At 42.4% G+C, this 16,057-nt stretch carries 15 protein-coding genes, 1 tRNA gene and 1 pseudogene; 8 read left to right on the forward strand and 9 right to left on the reverse strand.

From position 1 onward, the window contains the following. Positions 1–21: 21 nt before the first annotated feature. Positions 22–486: a GNAT family N-acetyltransferase gene (locus ACGEDC_RS00840; RefSeq protein ID WP_394495854.1), complete on the reverse strand. Its 465-nt coding sequence runs from the start codon at positions 484–486 to the stop codon at positions 22–24. 94 nt (positions 487–580) lie between these two features. After that, positions 581–1,597 (reverse strand): hypothetical protein, encoded by a 1,017-nt coding sequence (locus tag ACGEDC_RS00845; protein ID WP_394495856.1) that lies wholly within the window; start codon positions 1,595–1,597, stop codon positions 581–583. Between the two features lie 386 nt (positions 1,598–1,983). Here ACGEDC_RS00845 and ACGEDC_RS00850 point away from each other — a divergent pair, with 386 nt between their 5' ends. Further along, positions 1,984–2,691 (forward strand): DUF1254 domain-containing protein, encoded by a 708-nt coding sequence (locus ACGEDC_RS00850; RefSeq protein WP_394495858.1) that lies wholly within the window; start codon positions 1,984–1,986, stop codon positions 2,689–2,691. Between the two features lie 29 nt (positions 2,692–2,720). Next, complete coding sequence (locus ACGEDC_RS00855) at positions 2,721–3,464, forward strand: DUF1214 domain-containing protein (protein WP_394495860.1); 744 nt, start codon at positions 2,721–2,723, stop codon at positions 3,462–3,464. 388 nt (positions 3,465–3,852) lie between these two features. Here the strand turns inward: ACGEDC_RS00855 and ACGEDC_RS00860 are convergent. The 7 genes from ACGEDC_RS00860 to rnm form a co-directional block, all read right to left on the reverse strand. Next, positions 3,853–3,943: transfer RNA gene (locus ACGEDC_RS00860), tRNA-Ser, on the reverse strand. Between the two features lie 111 nt (positions 3,944–4,054). Next, a complete protein-coding gene (locus ACGEDC_RS00865) occupies positions 4,055–4,387 on the reverse strand; it encodes a hypothetical protein (RefSeq protein ID WP_394495862.1) in 333 nt (110 codons plus the stop codon). A 217-nt stretch (positions 4,388–4,604) separates the two neighbouring features. Further along, a complete protein-coding gene (gene rluB / locus ACGEDC_RS00870) occupies positions 4,605–5,477 on the reverse strand; it encodes a 23S rRNA pseudouridine(2605) synthase RluB (RefSeq protein WP_055026457.1) in 873 nt (290 codons plus the stop codon). Next, entirely contained in the window at positions 5,478–6,065 is a 588-nt protein-coding gene (scpB, locus tag ACGEDC_RS00875) for an SMC-Scp complex subunit ScpB (RefSeq protein WP_055026456.1), read from the reverse strand. Between the two features lie 30 nt (positions 6,066–6,095). After that, entirely contained in the window at positions 6,096–6,884 is a 789-nt protein-coding gene (locus ACGEDC_RS00880) for a segregation and condensation protein A (protein WP_065110624.1), read from the reverse strand. Positions 6,885–7,153: 269 nt separating this feature from the next. Then, a complete protein-coding gene (locus tag ACGEDC_RS00885) occupies positions 7,154–7,774 on the reverse strand; it encodes an L-threonylcarbamoyladenylate synthase (RefSeq protein ID WP_055026454.1) in 621 nt (206 codons plus the stop codon). After that, positions 7,771–8,631 (reverse strand): RNase RNM, encoded by an 861-nt coding sequence (gene rnm / locus ACGEDC_RS00890; protein ID WP_394495866.1) that lies wholly within the window; start codon positions 8,629–8,631, stop codon positions 7,771–7,773. Before rnm ends, ACGEDC_RS00885 begins: the two co-directional genes overlap by 4 nt. Before the next feature lie 473 nt (positions 8,632–9,104). On the opposite strand from rnm, the gene ACGEDC_RS00895 reads away from it, so the two are divergent. The 6 genes and pseudogenes from ACGEDC_RS00895 (at position 9,105) to trpA (ending at position 15,971) form a co-directional block, all read left to right on the forward strand. Further along, complete coding sequence (locus ACGEDC_RS00895) at positions 9,105–10,655, forward strand: anthranilate synthase component 1 (RefSeq protein WP_394495868.1); 1,551 nt, start codon at positions 9,105–9,107, stop codon at positions 10,653–10,655. A gap of 56 nt (positions 10,656–10,711) precedes the next feature. Beyond that, positions 10,712–11,326, forward strand: a complete 615-nt coding sequence (locus ACGEDC_RS00900; RefSeq protein WP_394498198.1) for an aminodeoxychorismate/anthranilate synthase component II — start codon at positions 10,712–10,714, stop codon at positions 11,324–11,326. Then, a pseudogene (gene trpD, locus ACGEDC_RS00905) lies at positions 11,326–12,362 on the forward strand (anthranilate phosphoribosyltransferase). Before ACGEDC_RS00900 ends, trpD begins: the two are co-directional and overlap by 1 nt. 2 nt (positions 12,363–12,364) lie before the next feature. Next, on the forward strand, positions 12,365–13,849 hold the full coding sequence (gene trpCF, locus ACGEDC_RS00910) for a bifunctional indole-3-glycerol-phosphate synthase TrpC/phosphoribosylanthranilate isomerase TrpF (RefSeq protein WP_394495870.1): 1,485 nt from the start codon (positions 12,365–12,367) through the stop codon (positions 13,847–13,849). A 97-nt stretch (positions 13,850–13,946) separates the two neighbouring features. After that, positions 13,947–15,152: a tryptophan synthase subunit beta gene (gene trpB / locus ACGEDC_RS00915; RefSeq protein ID WP_394495872.1), complete on the forward strand. Its 1,206-nt coding sequence runs from the start codon at positions 13,947–13,949 to the stop codon at positions 15,150–15,152. Between the two features lie 9 nt (positions 15,153–15,161). Next, positions 15,162–15,971 carry a tryptophan synthase subunit alpha gene (gene trpA / locus ACGEDC_RS00920; RefSeq protein ID WP_394495874.1) on the forward strand — a complete coding sequence of 270 codons (810 nt, stop codon included), beginning with the start codon at positions 15,162–15,164 and terminating at the stop codon, positions 15,969–15,971. Positions 15,972–16,057: the final 86 nt, after the last annotated feature.

Below are 16,057 nucleotides of genomic sequence, written 5' to 3' on the forward strand. Positions count from 1 at the left end.
AAAATGAAGAAAGATGTGTAATTAAATCGTTTTTTGGTACTCAAACAACCAAAAGTTTTCATTGGGTTCTGGTTGAATTTCACCGACCTTTTTATAACCTAATTTTTGATAAAAATGGTGATTACGAAAGGCTTTATAGGGAGTCACTAGTGACCAATTAAGCACATCAGGATAGCGTTTTTCCAGTAAAGCAATAGTGCCAGAGCCTATGCGTTTATCCTGAAATGCTGGCGTAATAAAGAAGTACTTCACTTCAATGTCTGTCAGGCTTTTTGGTACCAATAAAATGCCACCAGCAGTCTGACTATCATGCTTAATAATATAATAGTGACCAGACTCAATACTTTGCTGATGCCAAGGTGTAGATTCAATATGCGGCGGAAAACTACCGTACTGTTCAAAGTCAGCTTGAAACGCTTTAACTACCAGTGCTTTTAATAAAGAGGCATGTTGAGCCTTCGCTAACTCTAAGGTCACTTTTGACATATTCACAATTCTTAATTAAGTAGAAATGATTGAAGGTGCAGGATAAATCCAGCACCTTCAACTAACTCAGCAGTTTTAGTTTATAACGATTTATTTACTGTGATTTAATCGCTGAAATAATTGGATCTTCGTTACTTGCCATGATTTTGGGATTCACACCGTAATGACGAGTAGTAAAGGTAAAGTCAGTTCCATTGGTATCGATATTATTGCTTGCCGAATCGCCGCAATTAAATGAAATGGTGATTGTACCGTCCTCATTCTTATCCCAAGAATGAGAGTTGATATTACGAACACCTTCCATCAAGTATTTATCCTTATCATAAGCAGTGATAGAGGTAAAAAAGGTATTCTCAGGGTCTTCAAACGTTGTCGAATAACATACACTCGCATCCATTTGAGGACTGTTTGAGTACTTGTTACCAACATTTGCTTCAGGGCTCGCCCCGCCCCACCCCGCTGCATTCTCTAAATTCCATTGATGAAGGTCAGTTACCTTGTCAGATGTTCGAGGGAAAGTATAAGTAAACTTATCCATGCTATTCACTTCTTGGGTAAACTTTTTCACCCATGCTTCAACTTCAGCGTAATCATAAGGCTGGACTTGGTAATCAACTGCAAAATTGAAGTCCGTCGAGTCAACTTTATCCAGAGCAACTTTAGCAGCATCTATCCCATTTTCTGTGCCTGAACGATAAATAAGCAAAGCAAACTCAGACTCTACAGGGAGGTTATATTGACCATCTTCAACAACGTAATGTTGACCATGACCACGCTCAGTTACAACCTGCACAGCCATGTAGTTTTTAGTCTCTGGTATAGAAAAACTAGCCTTACCATCTACAGTTTTAACGATGGCGACACCATATAAAGTATCGTCATTCATTTGCACTGTTGGAGCAGCTTTACCACGAGGAGGTAAATCACTCATTTTGAAAAACTCTTGAGTAGCCCCTTTGCTCCCCCAGTTACGGTAATTACGAGCAGTTTCAGCATGAGTAAAATTTTCATTTGTCACAGAAATAGTTTCAGGTGCTTGTGCAGCAATCGTTCCACCAGAAATTAATGTACTTGTAATCAGAGCTAGTGTGGTTAAATTTAAATTTTTCATACAGCCTCTTTTTAAGTCTATGTAACGAAGGGAAATCCTTTTCAACGCTATTACAATTAGTTAATAGTATTATTAGCGTATAGACAGTTTTCTAGGCTAGTGAATTTAAAAACTAAATTCAACCTTTCGCTAATATTCTAAAGTTAAATATACAGACCTTTTTCCATATCAATAAATCATTAATTGTAATTACTGATATACCAAAAACGCATATCAATATACACACAACAAATCCAGTGATATTCATCTTGGGCATATCAGACATTAAAAAACATCATTTGCTGTTATGGGAAATTAGAAATACATTATTTAGCACTTAGCATGTTAAGTTGATGATTCAATAACATCACAGCTATCTAATTTGTCTTAATTACATTGAGGTTTAAATGAAAAAACTGATTCTTGCTGCAATTGTTTCTTCACTTGCTGCGCCTACATTTGCAGCCCCTGAATATAGCGCTCAGGTTCCTAGTGAAGTGATTACACCAGATAAAGTTCAATCAAAATATCTGGGTGAACTGAATTACACTTTTGGCGCTCCCAACCAAGATACCTTCAATAAGACTAGAGACTTTATCGATACCGCCACAGCTGTTCGAGTATTCTTATCTGGAATTCAAGTCGCATCAATGCAAGGAATGTTTGCAGGTCACGAAAGTGTTGGCATGAAACCCAATCATACTGTTGGGATTTCTGAAGGAATGCTCAATGCCCGCAGCATTTGGTTAACCCCCAATACAACCACTCCTTATGTCACCAGTGAAGTAGATGTAAAAGATGGTCCTGTCATATTGGAACTAAGCACTCCAGTGTTAGGTTTACTTGATAATGCAGCCTTCAACTTTGCCGGGAAAGTGGGTGTAACCCACCCTGAGGATCAAGGAAAGGGTGGGAAATACTTTATTTATCATCAATCTTACAAAGGCGATATTCCTCAAGGATACATTCCAATTGAAACAGAAGGTTTTCAACACTGGTTGTTGTTACGTATCGTCGGTGATAAGTCAGCAGCTAAAACTAATATTGCAGAGCTAAAAGATACTTTAAAGCTGTACCCGTACGGTAAAAGGAAGCTACTGAATTCATTGACTTAACGGATCTAAAATACAATACAGTTCATGCAATGAATCATAAATTTTATGATGAAGTCAACGCATTGATTCAATATGAGCCTAGCTATATTTGGGATAAAGAATGGATAGCAATGGCTAAAGATCTTGGAATAGAAAAAGGCAAACCATTTTCACCAGATCCACGTATGAAGAATATTTTTGATGAAGCTTCAAAAATAGCATCAGTTGAAGCTAGAGCAACTTACTTCTATCCAGAAGAAAGTATGAAAGTTTACGATGATCGCTATTGGTTTACCTCCCTAATATCAGGCCATGAATTTAAAGATGACAATGGTGTTGTCTCAATTGACGGACGAACGTCTTTTCACTTTATGGCAACAGGGATCACTCCTGACATGGTTGCAAATAAAATCGGTCAAGGCTCCGCTTATTTACTAGGAACCCGAGATAACAAAGAACAATTATTAGATGGCGGCGAGCATTACACCGTAACTTTACCTAAAGATATACCAGTAGCCTCATTTTGGTCATTTATGGTTTACGACAACCAAACACGCTCTATGCTAGAAACAGATCAAAAGTCAGCTGGAGTAGATGGCTTAGGAGAAAATATACGCAAGAATGAAGATGGCTCAATAACCATTCACTTTTCACCAACACCACCAAAAGGCTGGGAGAATAACTGGGTGCAAACAATGCCAAATAAAGGCTTCAATGTGATATTTAGAGCTTACGGACCTACAGAAGCTTGGTTCGATAAATCATGGAGACCTAGCGACCTTCAAAAGAAATAGCCGTTAAAATCTATTGAAATGCAGATAAACCTCAAAGCTCGCTAACCAGCGAGCTTTTCTTTTGGAACTAGCTTCTTTTTAATAGCGACGCCTAGGGGCAAATCCATCATTAAATATATGAGTAAAATGCCACGAAATATGAAGAAGAGATAGGGATTTGAACGTTACATTGATGCGCAACAAACCTTTTACTCTTTGGCCGAACTAACTCAAATTCCAGAAAGCAAAAAGCCCACTATAAAATAGCGGGCTTTTCTAAATATGGCGGAGAGATAGGGATTTGAACCCTACATTGACGCGCTACAAACCTATTCATCGACTTTTCTTTAAATTTCAAAATCCAGACACAAAAAAGCCCGCTACTGCTAGCGGGCTCTTTCGATAAATATGGCGGAGAGATAGGGATTTGAACCCTAGATGGGCTACAAACCCATGCCGGTTTTCAAGACCGGTGCATTCGACCACTCTGCCATCTCTCCGAACGAGCGAGATAATAGCTATCTCCCTCGCTGGTGTAAAGTAGAAATTGAAATAATTTGTTCATTTGGCTATTTGAGCAGCAATCTCGGCTTTAATGCCTAAAATTAACACTATTTATCCATTTTTACTGGCGTTAAACCTTTTGCTCTATCTTCAACTGCATCATCTAATTCAAAGCCTGCTTGCTTCCAGGTTCCGGCTTCTTCTGGATTAAATTTCTCTTTTGACCAATCCGATGCTGACTCGACATCAAAACTGGCTGCACTCCACTGCTGGGATTGCTCGGCATTAAAACCACTTTTACTCCATGTTTGCGCTTTGGCGGCATCAAACCCAATGGCTTTCCAATCAGCAATTTCTCGCTCGGACATACCTTTCCATGACGGTGCAGATGCGCAGCTAAACAATAAACCAGCAAGTGCTACAACAAGTAACTTTTTCATTTAATACTCCTTCAACAGTAAACTTATGTAACTGATTAAAAAAACACCAAACAAACTATAGTTAGCGATATGCTCAGTTTCAAGAAAGCGGCAAGTAAATCTGAGTAACCCTAACTAGCATTCACAATGACATGCAATGAAGTAATAAAAAGGCCACCTTAGGTGACCTTTCTGATTCGTGAGTTTAGTTGACTTGTATCACGTTGAATAATGATGCTTAACTACGTTGACGAGTCGATTTAGGACGCGCGGCAGTTGTTTTGTGCTTTCGTACTGCTCGGCGAATTTTCGCACCTTTAACTTTAGCACGTGCAACACTGTGCTTATCAGTACCTAATAAAGTACGTGTTTCTGGCTCTAATCCCGCAAGCTGGCGTAAGTAGTTAACCTGTTCCATATCCAGCTCTGTCCAACCACCACGTGGTAAGGCTTTTGGTAACTCAACCATGCCATAACGCACACGAATAAGTCGGCTTACCTGAACCTCTTGAGATTCCCATAAACGACGGACTTCACGGTTGCGCCCCTCTTTAAGAGTCACATGCCACCATTTATTGAGTCCTTCACCACCAGCAGGTTTGATACTGTCAAAGTTTGCTGGCCCATCTTCAAGAGTCACCCCTTTACGAAGACGTTGCACAGCGGCTTCTGGCACATCGCCAAAGGTACGCACTGCATATTCACGGTCGACTTCATTTGAAGGGTGCATTAGACGGTTAGCTAATTCACCATCAGATGTGAATAATAATAGACCTGAGGTATTGATATCCAAACGCCCTACCGCAACCCAACGTGAATCACGTATTTTAGGTAAACGATCAAAGACGGTTGGTCTGCCTTCTGGATCTTTTCGACTACAAATCTCGCCTTCTGGCTTATGGTAAGCCAACACGCGACAAATAATATCATCTTCAGTTTTGATAACGATGGCACGGCCATCAATGCGTATTTTAGCATCTGCTTCAACGCGATCACCTAAACTGGCAATTTCTCCGTCTACACTAATACGGCCTGCAGCAATCCATGCCTCCATCTCACGACGGGAGCCATGGCCTGCACGGGCCAAGACTTTCTGCAATTTTTCGCTCATCTAGTTCGACTCTTCTGTTTGTTGTGGCGCTAATGAAACCTTTTCAAACAACGCCTGCAATGACTCATCATCCGTTAGCGACGGTAAGTCTGCTAAGGTTTTTAAGCCAAAATAAGATAAAAACTCTGTCGTGGTTGCATATAATGCAGGTCGCCCTGGCACTTCTTTATGACCAACGGTTTTTACCCAATGTCTATCAGCTAAACTCTTTATTATGTGGCTGCTGACGGCCACACCTCTTACATGTTCAATATCACCGCGCGTTACTGGCTGCTTATAAGCAATCACCGCTAGGGTTTCTAACGTCGCACGTGAGTATTTAGGGGATTTCTCTTGCCACAAAGGTTGTAAGAATTCACTCAACAACTCTTGGGTTTGAAAGCGATAACCACTGGCAACTTCAACCAGTTGTACCCCACGCTCTTGATAATCTTGCTGTAACTCATCAAGACAGCTTTTAATTCTGACTCGTGATACATCAAATTTGACTAAAACGGTTTCTTTAATCGCTTTAATACTTAACGGTTTACCCATCACAAACAAACTGGCTTCGATTAATTGCTTTAATTGAATATCATTTATTTGCATGATGTCCTTTCTCATATCAACACTTGGTTGTTAAAACGCTTTAACGTAAATCGGTGCTAACGGTTCGTTTTGCACTAAATCAACCAACAACTCTTTGACCAATTCCATTAACGCTAAAAAACTCACTACCACACCAGCCTTTCCTTCACTGACATCAAATAAATCAGTAAATGGCACAAAATGTTCTGTTGAAAGTTTAGCTAATATTTGGCTCATTCTCTCGCGTGTCGATAACGCTTCACGCTTAACATGATGATGTTCGTTCGCATCAATGCGTTTTAACACTTCCGAAAACGCTTGAGCAATATCAACTAGCGATACTTCTGGCGGCATGATGACTGGCTTGATATTCGGTGCTGTTTTAGCTTGTGCTAAAAACACATCTCGTTCCAATCGCGGCAAACCGTCTAAGTCAGCAGCTGCCTGCTTTATCACTTCATAAGCTTTAAGTTGGCGGATAAGTACCACGCGAGGATCTTCTTCATCTTCCTCTGCGGTCGCGACTTTAGGTAACAGGAGTCGAGACTTAATTTCTGCCAAGGTTGCTGCCATAACTAAATAATCAGCAGCGAGCTCTATGCGTGCTTCAGTCAAAATATCAATATAAACTAAATATTGAGTCGTAATTTTTTCAATTGGCAGGTCAACAACATCCAGTTTTTGCTTGCGAATTAAGTACAATAATAAATCGAGAGGACCTTCAAAGGTCTCCAAAAACACTTCCAGTGCTTCTGGCGGAATAAACAAATCGGTCGGCATTGCATCAATTGCTTCGCCGCGTACAATCGCAAGAGGTAAACTTTTTTGTATCCCCTGCATTGAACAATTCCTTTATTAATATTCTCAATGTAATAAGTTTCAGCGAGTTACATAAAAACAGCTAAGCTATTTAAAAGTAAACTTGCCGCTGCGACTCTTACTACTAGCGCATATTGTTGAAGCTAGAAATTACCAAACGCGCGATTATACGCACTATTGGCAAGGGTTGAAACAACTATCCATTAATCTTGTGGCTAAAATCTAACACTTGTCGGTGGCATTACACCAAGCATCAAGCGCAGGCATCTATCAACACCTGCAACAAAGACTTACTCAAATAAACTCGTATCACCCGCACCTTCACGGATAATATCAATGTCACCTTCTGACATATCAATCACGGTGGTTTGGTTTTCAGCTAAATAACCCCCATGAATAATTGCGTCTACGCTGTGTTCTAATATATCTCGGATATGTTCAGGATCTGACTCTGCAAACTCTTCATCAGGCATCACTAAACTGGTCGACATAATTGGTGCTTCAAGCGCCTCTAATAAAGCCAAGGCAATTAAGTTATTTGGCACACGAATACCAATGGTTTTCTTTTTATCGCACTGTAAACGGCGCGGCACTTCCTTACTCGCTTTGAAGATAAAGGTATATGGACCTGGCGTGCAGCTTTTCAGTAATCGGTAAGCTTGATTGTCCACACGAGCAAAATTAGCCAATTCAGATAAATCTCGGCACATTAGTGAGAAGTTATTATCATTTTCAATTTTACGAATACGCACCATACGGGTCATGGCATCTTTTTCGCCAATCATACAACCCAGTGCATAACCTGAATCTGTCGGGTAAACAATTACCCCACCTTGCTTTAAAATGTTCACCGCTTGGCTAATTAATCTTGCTTGCGGGTTTTCGTCATGTATATAAAAAAATTGGCTCATGTTCGCTCCGTCCAAGATTCTGTTTGCCACACCCACTGCACACCAGCAGGTTGGAATAAATTTTTGCCTAACTCAATCCAATTGCTTGGGAAATGAAAATCACTGCCAATTGAACCCGCTAGGTTGTTCAAATGACTTAAAGCGACTAAGTTAGCGCGATCATCAATGCTCTGTTGGCCTAATACCACTTCCATGGCATCGCCACCAGCCTCTTTATACTCACGTACTAAGCGCTTTAACCATTTAGCTGAAAGCTTGTAACCACTGGGGTGTGCCAATACCGCTACGCCACCAGTTTGATGAATAATGTCAATCGCATTGGCCATGTCAGCCCAATTATTGGGGACATAACCTGTTTTACCTCGCGCTAAATAGCGCTTAAAAACACTCGGCATATCTTTAGCATAGCCGTTTTCTGCTAACCAACGAGCATAATGACCGCGACTAATAGCTGCGCCTGCGGCAGACTTTTTAGCGCCATCATAGGCACCTTCAATTCCGGCTTTGGCTAAACGGTTACCAATTTCTTGGGCTCGTTCTTCACGTAATTCACGTTGACGAGTTAAAAATTTCAGTAAAATTGAGTTTTCTTTATCCATATTTAAGCCAACAATATGAATATCGAAGTTGTTCCATCGAGTAGAAATTTCAACACCATCAATTAATTGTAGTGGTGTTTCATGTTGTTGGTTAAATTGATGCGCTTCAGCAAGTCCTGCCACAGTATCGTGATCTGTGATGGCGAGCATTTGAACGCCCTTTTCGATGGCACGTTCAACGAGTTCAGAAGGAGTAAGTACGCCGTCAGATGCGGTCGTATGGCTATGAAGATCGGCCAAGAGTGTGTCTGTTATCATAACGTTATTGTACTTTAATCTTTGTTGAAAAGCTTAACCCTATCGTGATTATTTGCTACATATTCAGCAAATTGATGGCCCTTTAACCTCAATGAATAAAAAAAGCTAAATTTGAGAAATATTCAATTGACATTAAACGCCAGCTAAGGTCTTCTATAAGGCATACGTTAGCCAAAGGCATTTTGCTAACTTTTTAGATAACGACTACATTCAAGAGAATTAATTTACATGACCAACTTTAACGCACGTAACATCAATTGGTGGTGGCACTTCCCAAATTAACGGGTGGTGTGAAGCGTTGTGGTTATTTAAATAACACAAGATTTTACTAGAAAGCCCGCAGAGATGTGGGCTTTCTTGCTATTTACGGCTTGCACTCTGAAATAAAAACTAACGCAAACCAAGCACGAAATTGCTTTAAAAAGAGTATCGAGTATGAAGAATCAATATCAGAGAGAGGCGCAATAAGCATTATGGAACATCAGTTTGCCCATGTCGTCACACAAAAACAATCGTTAGCATATCATGCTGATCCGCTTAGTCTTTATCAACATGTTACTGCCAATGCGCCGCACACCATGTTACTTGAGTCGGCTGAAATCGACAGCAAAGATCACTTAAAAAGTATCGTGCTCACTCACGCTGCAATGATGGTGAGATGTGACGGTTATAAGCTTACATTCAGCGCGTTAACCGATAATGGTGCTAGCTTACTTTCTCCTATCAGTGCCTTTTTCAAATCAAGTGAGCAGCAACAGCAAGACAAGGTACTCACCGTACATCTTGCCAAGGCTCAAGAGCGACAGGATGAAGACGCACGATTAAAGTCTACCTCGCCGCTTGATGGGTTAAGAATGTTTATTCAGCACATTCAGACCGACAAAAAAGATGCTTTTGAAGATTTATTTTTAGGCGGAGTCTTAGCTTACGATTTAATCGATACCGTTGAACCTTTGCCTGAAGTCCCCAATGCCGATAACGATTGTCCTGATTACTTATTTTATCTCGCAGAAACCTTGATATTGGTTGATCATCAGCAACAAGATGCAGAAATCATTACTCACCAATTTTCAACCGATACTCAATTCGCTAAAACTCTTGCTCAGCGGGCAATCGATGTTAAACAGCAGTGCCAAAAACTTGCCCCCGTTCAACCATTAGTTGCCATCGACGCTGAAACTCACGTCAATATCAGTGACGATACTTTCAAGCAAACGGTTGTGGATTTAAAAGAGCACATTGTTGCAGGCGATATTTTTCAAGTTGTTCCCTCAAGAAGCTTTAGTTTACCTTGCCCAAATACTTTAGGGGCATACCGAGCGCTTCGTTTGACCAACCCTAGTCCATATATGTTTTATTTCCGTGGGCCTGATTTCACTTTATTTGGCGCTTCGCCTGAAAGCGCACTTAAATATGATGCCGCCAGTAATCAAGTTGAAGTTTACCCTATTGCAGGTACCCGTAAGCGCGGTAAAACTGTCGATGGCCAAATTGACTATGATCTAGACAGTCGTATTGAACTTGAGTTGCGTCTTGATAAAAAAGAGCTCTCAGAGCATTTAATGTTGGTTGATTTAGCCCGAAACGACATTGCACGAATTAGCCAAAGTGGCAGTCGTAAAGTGGCAGAGTTGCTTAAAGTCGACCGATACTCACATGTTATGCATTTAGTTAGCCGTGTGACTGGGCAATTACGAGAAGATTTAGATGCTCTACATGCTTATCAAGCTTGTATGAACATGGGCACCTTAGTAGGCGCCCCTAAAGTGCGTGCATCCCAACTTGTGCGAGAAGCAGAGCAAGCTCGCCGCGGCAGTTATGGTGGTGCTGTGGGATACATTAACGGTCTAGGTGATATGGATACCTGTATCGTAATTCGCTCTGCTTTCGTTAAAAATGAAGTGGCCTTTATTCAAGCTGGTGCTGGTGTGGTATTTGATTCCGACCCACAAGCCGAAGCTGACGAAACCCGCCAAAAAGCACAAGCCGTGATTTCAGCGATAAAAATGGGCGGTGGACTATGAGCACTCAACAAGCAAACGCTAATATGATGAACACGAATAATATGAGCATTAGCAATATGAAACTGTATCTATTAGATAACTTTGACTCATTCACCTACAACTTAGTGGATCAATTTCGTAGTTTAGGATTTGAAGTACTCATTTACCGTAATGATGTCAGTGCCGATTATTTAGCTGAAAAACTGATAGCAGAGCAAGGCCAAGCAGCATTAGTATTATCACCTGGCCCTGGCGCACCACATGAAGCTGGCTGCATGATGGAGTTAATTGCAAAAGTCGCTGGTAAAGTACCTATGTTAGGCATTTGTTTAGGGCATCAAGCTATGGTCGAATATTATGGCGGTAAAGTTGAGCGTGCGCCATTTGTCGTTCACGGTAAAGCCAGCCCTACAATTCATAATGGCGAAGGTGTATTTGCAAACTTGCCTTCTCCACTACCAGTGGCTCGTTACCATAGCCTAGTAGCTACCCAAGTCCCTGATTGTTTGTCTGTCATTGCGACCACTGAAGACATGCCAATGGCTGTGATTCACCCACAAGATAAAGCGGTTGGTTTTCAGTTTCATCCTGAATCAATTTTAACCACGCTTGGCAGTACGCTACTGACGCAAACCCTGACTTACCTCACCCATGCAATTGCAAGCCACAATAACCCCAAAGGAGCCTTATAATGTCTCAGCTTCAACCACTATTAGACTCTCTTTATCAAGGTAACGCCCTTACCCGTGAACAAAGTGCACAATTATTCAGTGCTATTGTCGAAGGTGAAATGGATCCTGTTGCCATGGCAGGTATGCTAGTTGCCCTTAAAATGCGCGGCGAAACGATTGAAGAAATAACAGGCGCTGCAGATGCCCTTCGTCAAGCTGCAAAACCATTTCCTCGTAGCGCAAAGTCGCTCGCTACTGGGGTGGTTGATATTGTTGGTACGGGGGGGACGGTCATAACACCATTAATATCTCAACAACGGCCTCTTTCGTCGCAGCTGCAGCTGGCGCCAAAGTCGCTAAGCATGGTAATCGTGGCGTATCCAGTAAATCTGGCGCATCGGATGTGTTGTCACATTGCGGCATCGGCTTAACCATGACACCAGAAGCCGCCAGTCAATGTATCGAAGACTTCGGCCTATGTTTCTTATTCGCGCCACACTACCATGCAGGCGTACGTCATGCTGTTCCAGTAAGACAAGCTCTGAAAACCCGTACTATCTTTAATATCCTTGGCCCGTTAATCAATCCAGCCAAGCCAGAGTCAATGCTGCTGGGCGTATACTCACCTAAATTAATCGCTCCGATCGTGAACGTGCTTAATGCACTCGGTGTTAAACGTGCCATGGTAGTTTACGGAAGTGGCCTTGATGAAGTCGCCCTGCACGGTGAAACCCAAGTGGCGGAGCTTAACGACGGCAACATTCGTTTTTATAAGTTAACCCCGCAAGAGTTAGGGGTAGAGCCTGCTGAAATTTCAGCCCTTGAAGGCGGTGAGCCAAGTGATAATGCGCTGATTACACAAGCGATATTAAAAGGTGAAGGTCAACCAGCCCATCGAGATGCTGTTGCCATTAACGCAGGTTGTGCGCTTTATGTCAGCAGAGTGTGTGACACAGTGCAGCAAGGCACTCAACTTGCCCTTGAAACCATCAATAGCGGCAAAGCTTACGCCGTATTAACGCAACTTGCTGAAGCAAGCCAGCAAGAGGAATCTTAATCATGCCTGAAGTTGCTAATCGCACAGCGAAAGAATCCAATGTATTAACCAAAATTGTTGATACTAAAGTCGCGCATATTGCTTCATTAAAGCAGCGTTACCCAGAAGCGACTCTGCAGCCTAAAATATCAGACCGCAGTCTATTTGACGCCCTTAAAGCCCCTAATGCGGGATACATTTTTGAATGCAAAAAAGCCAGCCCATCAAAAGGGCTTATTCGCCCAGATTTTGATGTCGAAGCCATCGCTGATATTTATGGTAAGTACGCTGCTGGGATTTCTGTGTTAACTGACGAGCAGTTCTTTCAAGGCGATATTGATTACATTCCACTTGTGCGGGCTCGAGTCTCTCAGCCTATCTTGTGTAAAGACTTCTTTGTCGACCCATATCAAATCAAACTGGCAGCCCATCAAGGCGCCGATGCTGTATTGTTGATGCTGTCTGTCCTTGATGATGAGCAATACAAATTACTGTCTGCAGAGGCGGCTAAATACAATTTAGATGCCTTAACCGAAGTCAGTAACCAAGCAGAACTTGAACGTGCCATTGATCTTAATGCGCGGATTGTAGGTATTAACAACCGTAACTTACGTGATTTAAGTACCGATTTAGCCACCACTGAAGCTTTAGCACCGCAAATACCTAACGATAGAGTCATTATTAGCGAGTCAGGTATCTATACCAACCAACAAGTGAAACGACTCAATCCATTGGTAGACGGTTACCTTGTTGGCAGCTCTATCATGGCGCAAGACAATATTGACCTTGCCTGTCGACAGCTCATTTTTGGCAATAACAAAGTGTGCGGTTTAACCCGTCTTGAAGACATCAAAACCGTCACCCAAGCTGGCGCAGTGTTCGGTGGATTAATCTTCCACCCTAAATCACCTCGTAGCGTAACTGTTGAGCAAGCAGCTTCATTAGTTGAGCAAAGCCGACAAGCACTAACAGAATCAGAAGCGAAAACAAGTTTGAACTTTGTTGGTGTATTCGTCAACAAGCCTAACCCAGAAATCGTAGCAACCGTTAAGGCTGTTGGTTTAGCTGTAGTGCAGCTTCATGGCAGCGAAACCAGTGAAGACATTAGCGAGCTAAAACAGTTACTGGCTGAAGCTGAACTTGATTGCCAAATCTGGAAAGCGGTCAGCGTCGATACTGCAGCCGACGCTAATTCTGTAAGCGCCAATAATGCATTAGGCGATAAGCCACAAGGCTGCGATCGATTCCTTTTCGATAGCAAAAATATCACTGGATTTGGCGGCACAGGCGAAACCTTTAACTGGCAATCGTTACTCGACACTTCTGCTATGACTTCTTCAGAACGAGAAAACAGCATGCTTGCAGGTGGGCTAACACCTGAAAACGCATTTGATGCTAACCAGCAAGGTTTTTACGGATTAGATCTCAACTCTGGTGTTGAGTCAGCACCAGGCATTAAAGATGCGCAAAAAGTTGCTTTGGCATTTGCCGCAATCAGAAAAAATTAATCACCATGGCTCAGAAGTAGCCCTGGCATCAAACAGTTAACAATATTACGAAATAGCCAATATGGATATTTCACCTAAATTTGATAAGGAAGACCCAATGACAAAGCTTAAGCTTGACCCTTATTTTGGCGAATATGGCGGCATGTATGTACCGCAAATTTTAGTTCCAGCGTTAAAGCAGCTAGAAACCGCATTTGTTGACGCCCAAGAAGATCCTGAGTTTCAAAAAGAATTTACTGAGTTACTGAAAAACTATGCCGGTCGCCCTACCGCATTAACCTTAACCCGTAACTTAAGCCCTAACCCTATGGTTAAAATCTATCTAAAACGTGAAGATTTACTCCATGGTGGCGCGCACAAAACTAACCAAGTGTTAGGTCAAGCATTGCTGGCTAAGCGTATGGGCAAAAAAGAAATCATTGCTGAAACAGGCGCTGGACAGCACGGCGTTGCAACGGCACTAGCCTGTGCACTGCTAGACCTTAAATGTAAGGTTTACATGGGCGCCAAAGATGTAGAGCGTCAATCGCCAAACGTATTCAGAATGAAGCTAATGGGCGCTGAAGTGATCCCTGTTACATCAGGTTCTGCCACACTGAAAGATGCCTGTAACGAAGCCATGCGTGACTGGTCAGCAAGTTATGACAAAGCGCATTACCTGCTTGGCACAGCCGCTGGGCCGCATCCATTTCCGACAATAGTGCGTGAATTTCAACGCATGATTGGTGAAGAAACTAAAAAGCAAATTCTTGAAAAAGAAGGCCGCTTACCAGATGCGGTTATCGCATGTGTTGGTGGTGGTTCAAACGCTATTGGTATGTTTGCTGATTTCATCGATGAAAAAGAGGTTGAACTTATCGGCGTTGAACCTTCAGGTAAAGGCATTGATACGCCAATGCACGGCGCACCGCTTAAGCACGGTAAAACGGGTATATTCTTTGGTATGAAAGCGCCATTGATGCAAGATAGCGACGGTCAAATTGAAGAGTCATATTCTGTGTCAGCGGGTCTTGATTTTCCGTCTGTTGGCCCGCAGCATGCTTACCTTAATGCCACTGGTCGCGCACGATATGAATCAGCAACCGATGATGAAGCCTTAGAGTGCTTCCAACTGCTTGCTCGCTCAGAAGGGATTATTCCTGCGCTTGAATCTGCCCATGCCATTGCTTATGCAGTGAAAATGGCAAAAGAAGCCACTAAAGAAACAATTCTGGTGGTTAACTTATCAGGGCGTGGCGATAAAGATATCTTTACCGTCTCTGACATCTTAGAACAACAAGCGTCAGCAGAAGCGGCGAAATAAGGACTTATTATGACTACTCGTTATCAAGCCGCTTTTGACGAATTAGCGCAAAAACAACAAGGTGCATTTGTACCGTTTGTCACCTTAGGCGACCCAAGTGTTGGCCTATCTTTAAAGATCATTAAAACCCTAGTGGATAATGGCGCAGATGCCCTTGAACTTGGCTTCCCGTTTTCAGATCCACTAGCTGATGGCCCTGTTATTCAAGGTGCTAACTTACGTGCGTTAGATTCTGGCACCACAGTTGCCGATTGTTTCTCGCTGCTTTCACAAGTACGTGAATTATACCCTGAGATGCCTATTGGCTTATTGCTTTATGCTAACCTAGTGTTCGCCAATGGCGTTCATGAGTTTTATGCAAAAGCCAAACAAGCGGGTGTAGATTCAGTATTGATTGCTGATGTGCCTGTTGAAGAGTCTGCGCCATTTAGCGAAGCAGCGCATAAACATGGGGTTGCTCCAATCTTCATTGCGCCGCCGAATGCGGACAGCGACACCTTAAAAATGGTGAGTGAGCATGGCCAAGGTTATACCTACTTGTTGTCACGTGCAGGTGTAACAGGTACGGAGTCAAAAGCAGGTCAGCCAATTAATGAAATCCTTGCCAAGCTTGCCGAGTTTAATGCGCCGCCTCCGTTATTAGGTTTTGGTATCGCCGAACCACAACAAGTAAGCGAAGCCATTAAAGCGGGGGCAGCAGGTGCAATTTCAGGCTCTGCAGTGGTTAAAATCATCGAGCGCAATAAAGACGATGAAAAAGCCTTACTTAGCGCGCTAGCTGAGTTTACCCGCAACATGAAAGCGGCGACGTTTAAATAACAGCTTTTAAGTAACGGCTTATAAGTACCAGTTTTAAGAGCCGCTCAAAAATAGCGAATAAAATAGTGGGTTATACCGCTCATTAT

The sequence above is a fragment of the Shewanella sp. ENK2 genome (genome assembly GCF_043568515.1).
GTDB lineage: Bacteria > Pseudomonadota > Gammaproteobacteria > Enterobacterales > Shewanellaceae > Shewanella > Shewanella japonica.

Coding starts and splice junctions, on each gene's coding strand:
- ACGEDC_RS00865 (WP_394495862.1), bottom strand. CDS start 4,387: ATGAAAAAGTTACTTGTTGTAGCACTTGCTGGTTTATTGTTTAGCTGC.
- ACGEDC_RS00895 (WP_394495868.1), top strand. CDS start 9,105: ATGGAACATCAGTTTGCCCATGTCGTCACACAAAAACAATCGTTAGCA.
- ACGEDC_RS00840 (WP_394495854.1), bottom strand. CDS start 486: ATGTCAAAAGTGACCTTAGAGTTAGCGAAGGCTCAACATGCCTCTTTA.
- ACGEDC_RS00885 (WP_055026454.1), bottom strand. CDS start 7,774: ATGAGCCAATTTTTTTATATACATGACGAAAACCCGCAAGCAAGATTA.
- ACGEDC_RS00845 (WP_394495856.1), bottom strand. CDS start 1,597: ATGAAAAATTTAAATTTAACCACACTAGCTCTGATTACAAGTACATTA.
- rluB (WP_055026457.1), bottom strand. CDS start 5,477: ATGAGCGAAAAATTGCAGAAAGTCTTGGCCCGTGCAGGCCATGGCTCC.
- scpB (WP_055026456.1), bottom strand. CDS start 6,065: ATGCAAATAAATGATATTCAATTAAAGCAATTAATCGAAGCCAGTTTG.
- trpA (WP_394495874.1), top strand. CDS start 15,162: ATGACTACTCGTTATCAAGCCGCTTTTGACGAATTAGCGCAAAAACAA.
- rnm (WP_394495866.1), bottom strand. CDS start 8,631: ATGATAACAGACACACTCTTGGCCGATCTTCATAGCCATACGACCGCA.
- ACGEDC_RS00900 (WP_394498198.1), top strand. CDS start 10,712: ATGAAACTGTATCTATTAGATAACTTTGACTCATTCACCTACAACTTA.
- ACGEDC_RS00850 (WP_394495858.1), top strand. CDS start 1,984: ATGAAAAAACTGATTCTTGCTGCAATTGTTTCTTCACTTGCTGCGCCT.
- trpB (WP_394495872.1), top strand. CDS start 13,947: ATGACAAAGCTTAAGCTTGACCCTTATTTTGGCGAATATGGCGGCATG.
- trpCF (WP_394495870.1), top strand. CDS start 12,365: ATGCCTGAAGTTGCTAATCGCACAGCGAAAGAATCCAATGTATTAACC.
- ACGEDC_RS00855 (WP_394495860.1), top strand. CDS start 2,721: ATGAATCATAAATTTTATGATGAAGTCAACGCATTGATTCAATATGAG.
- ACGEDC_RS00880 (WP_065110624.1), bottom strand. CDS start 6,884: ATGCAGGGGATACAAAAAAGTTTACCTCTTGCGATTGTACGCGGCGAA.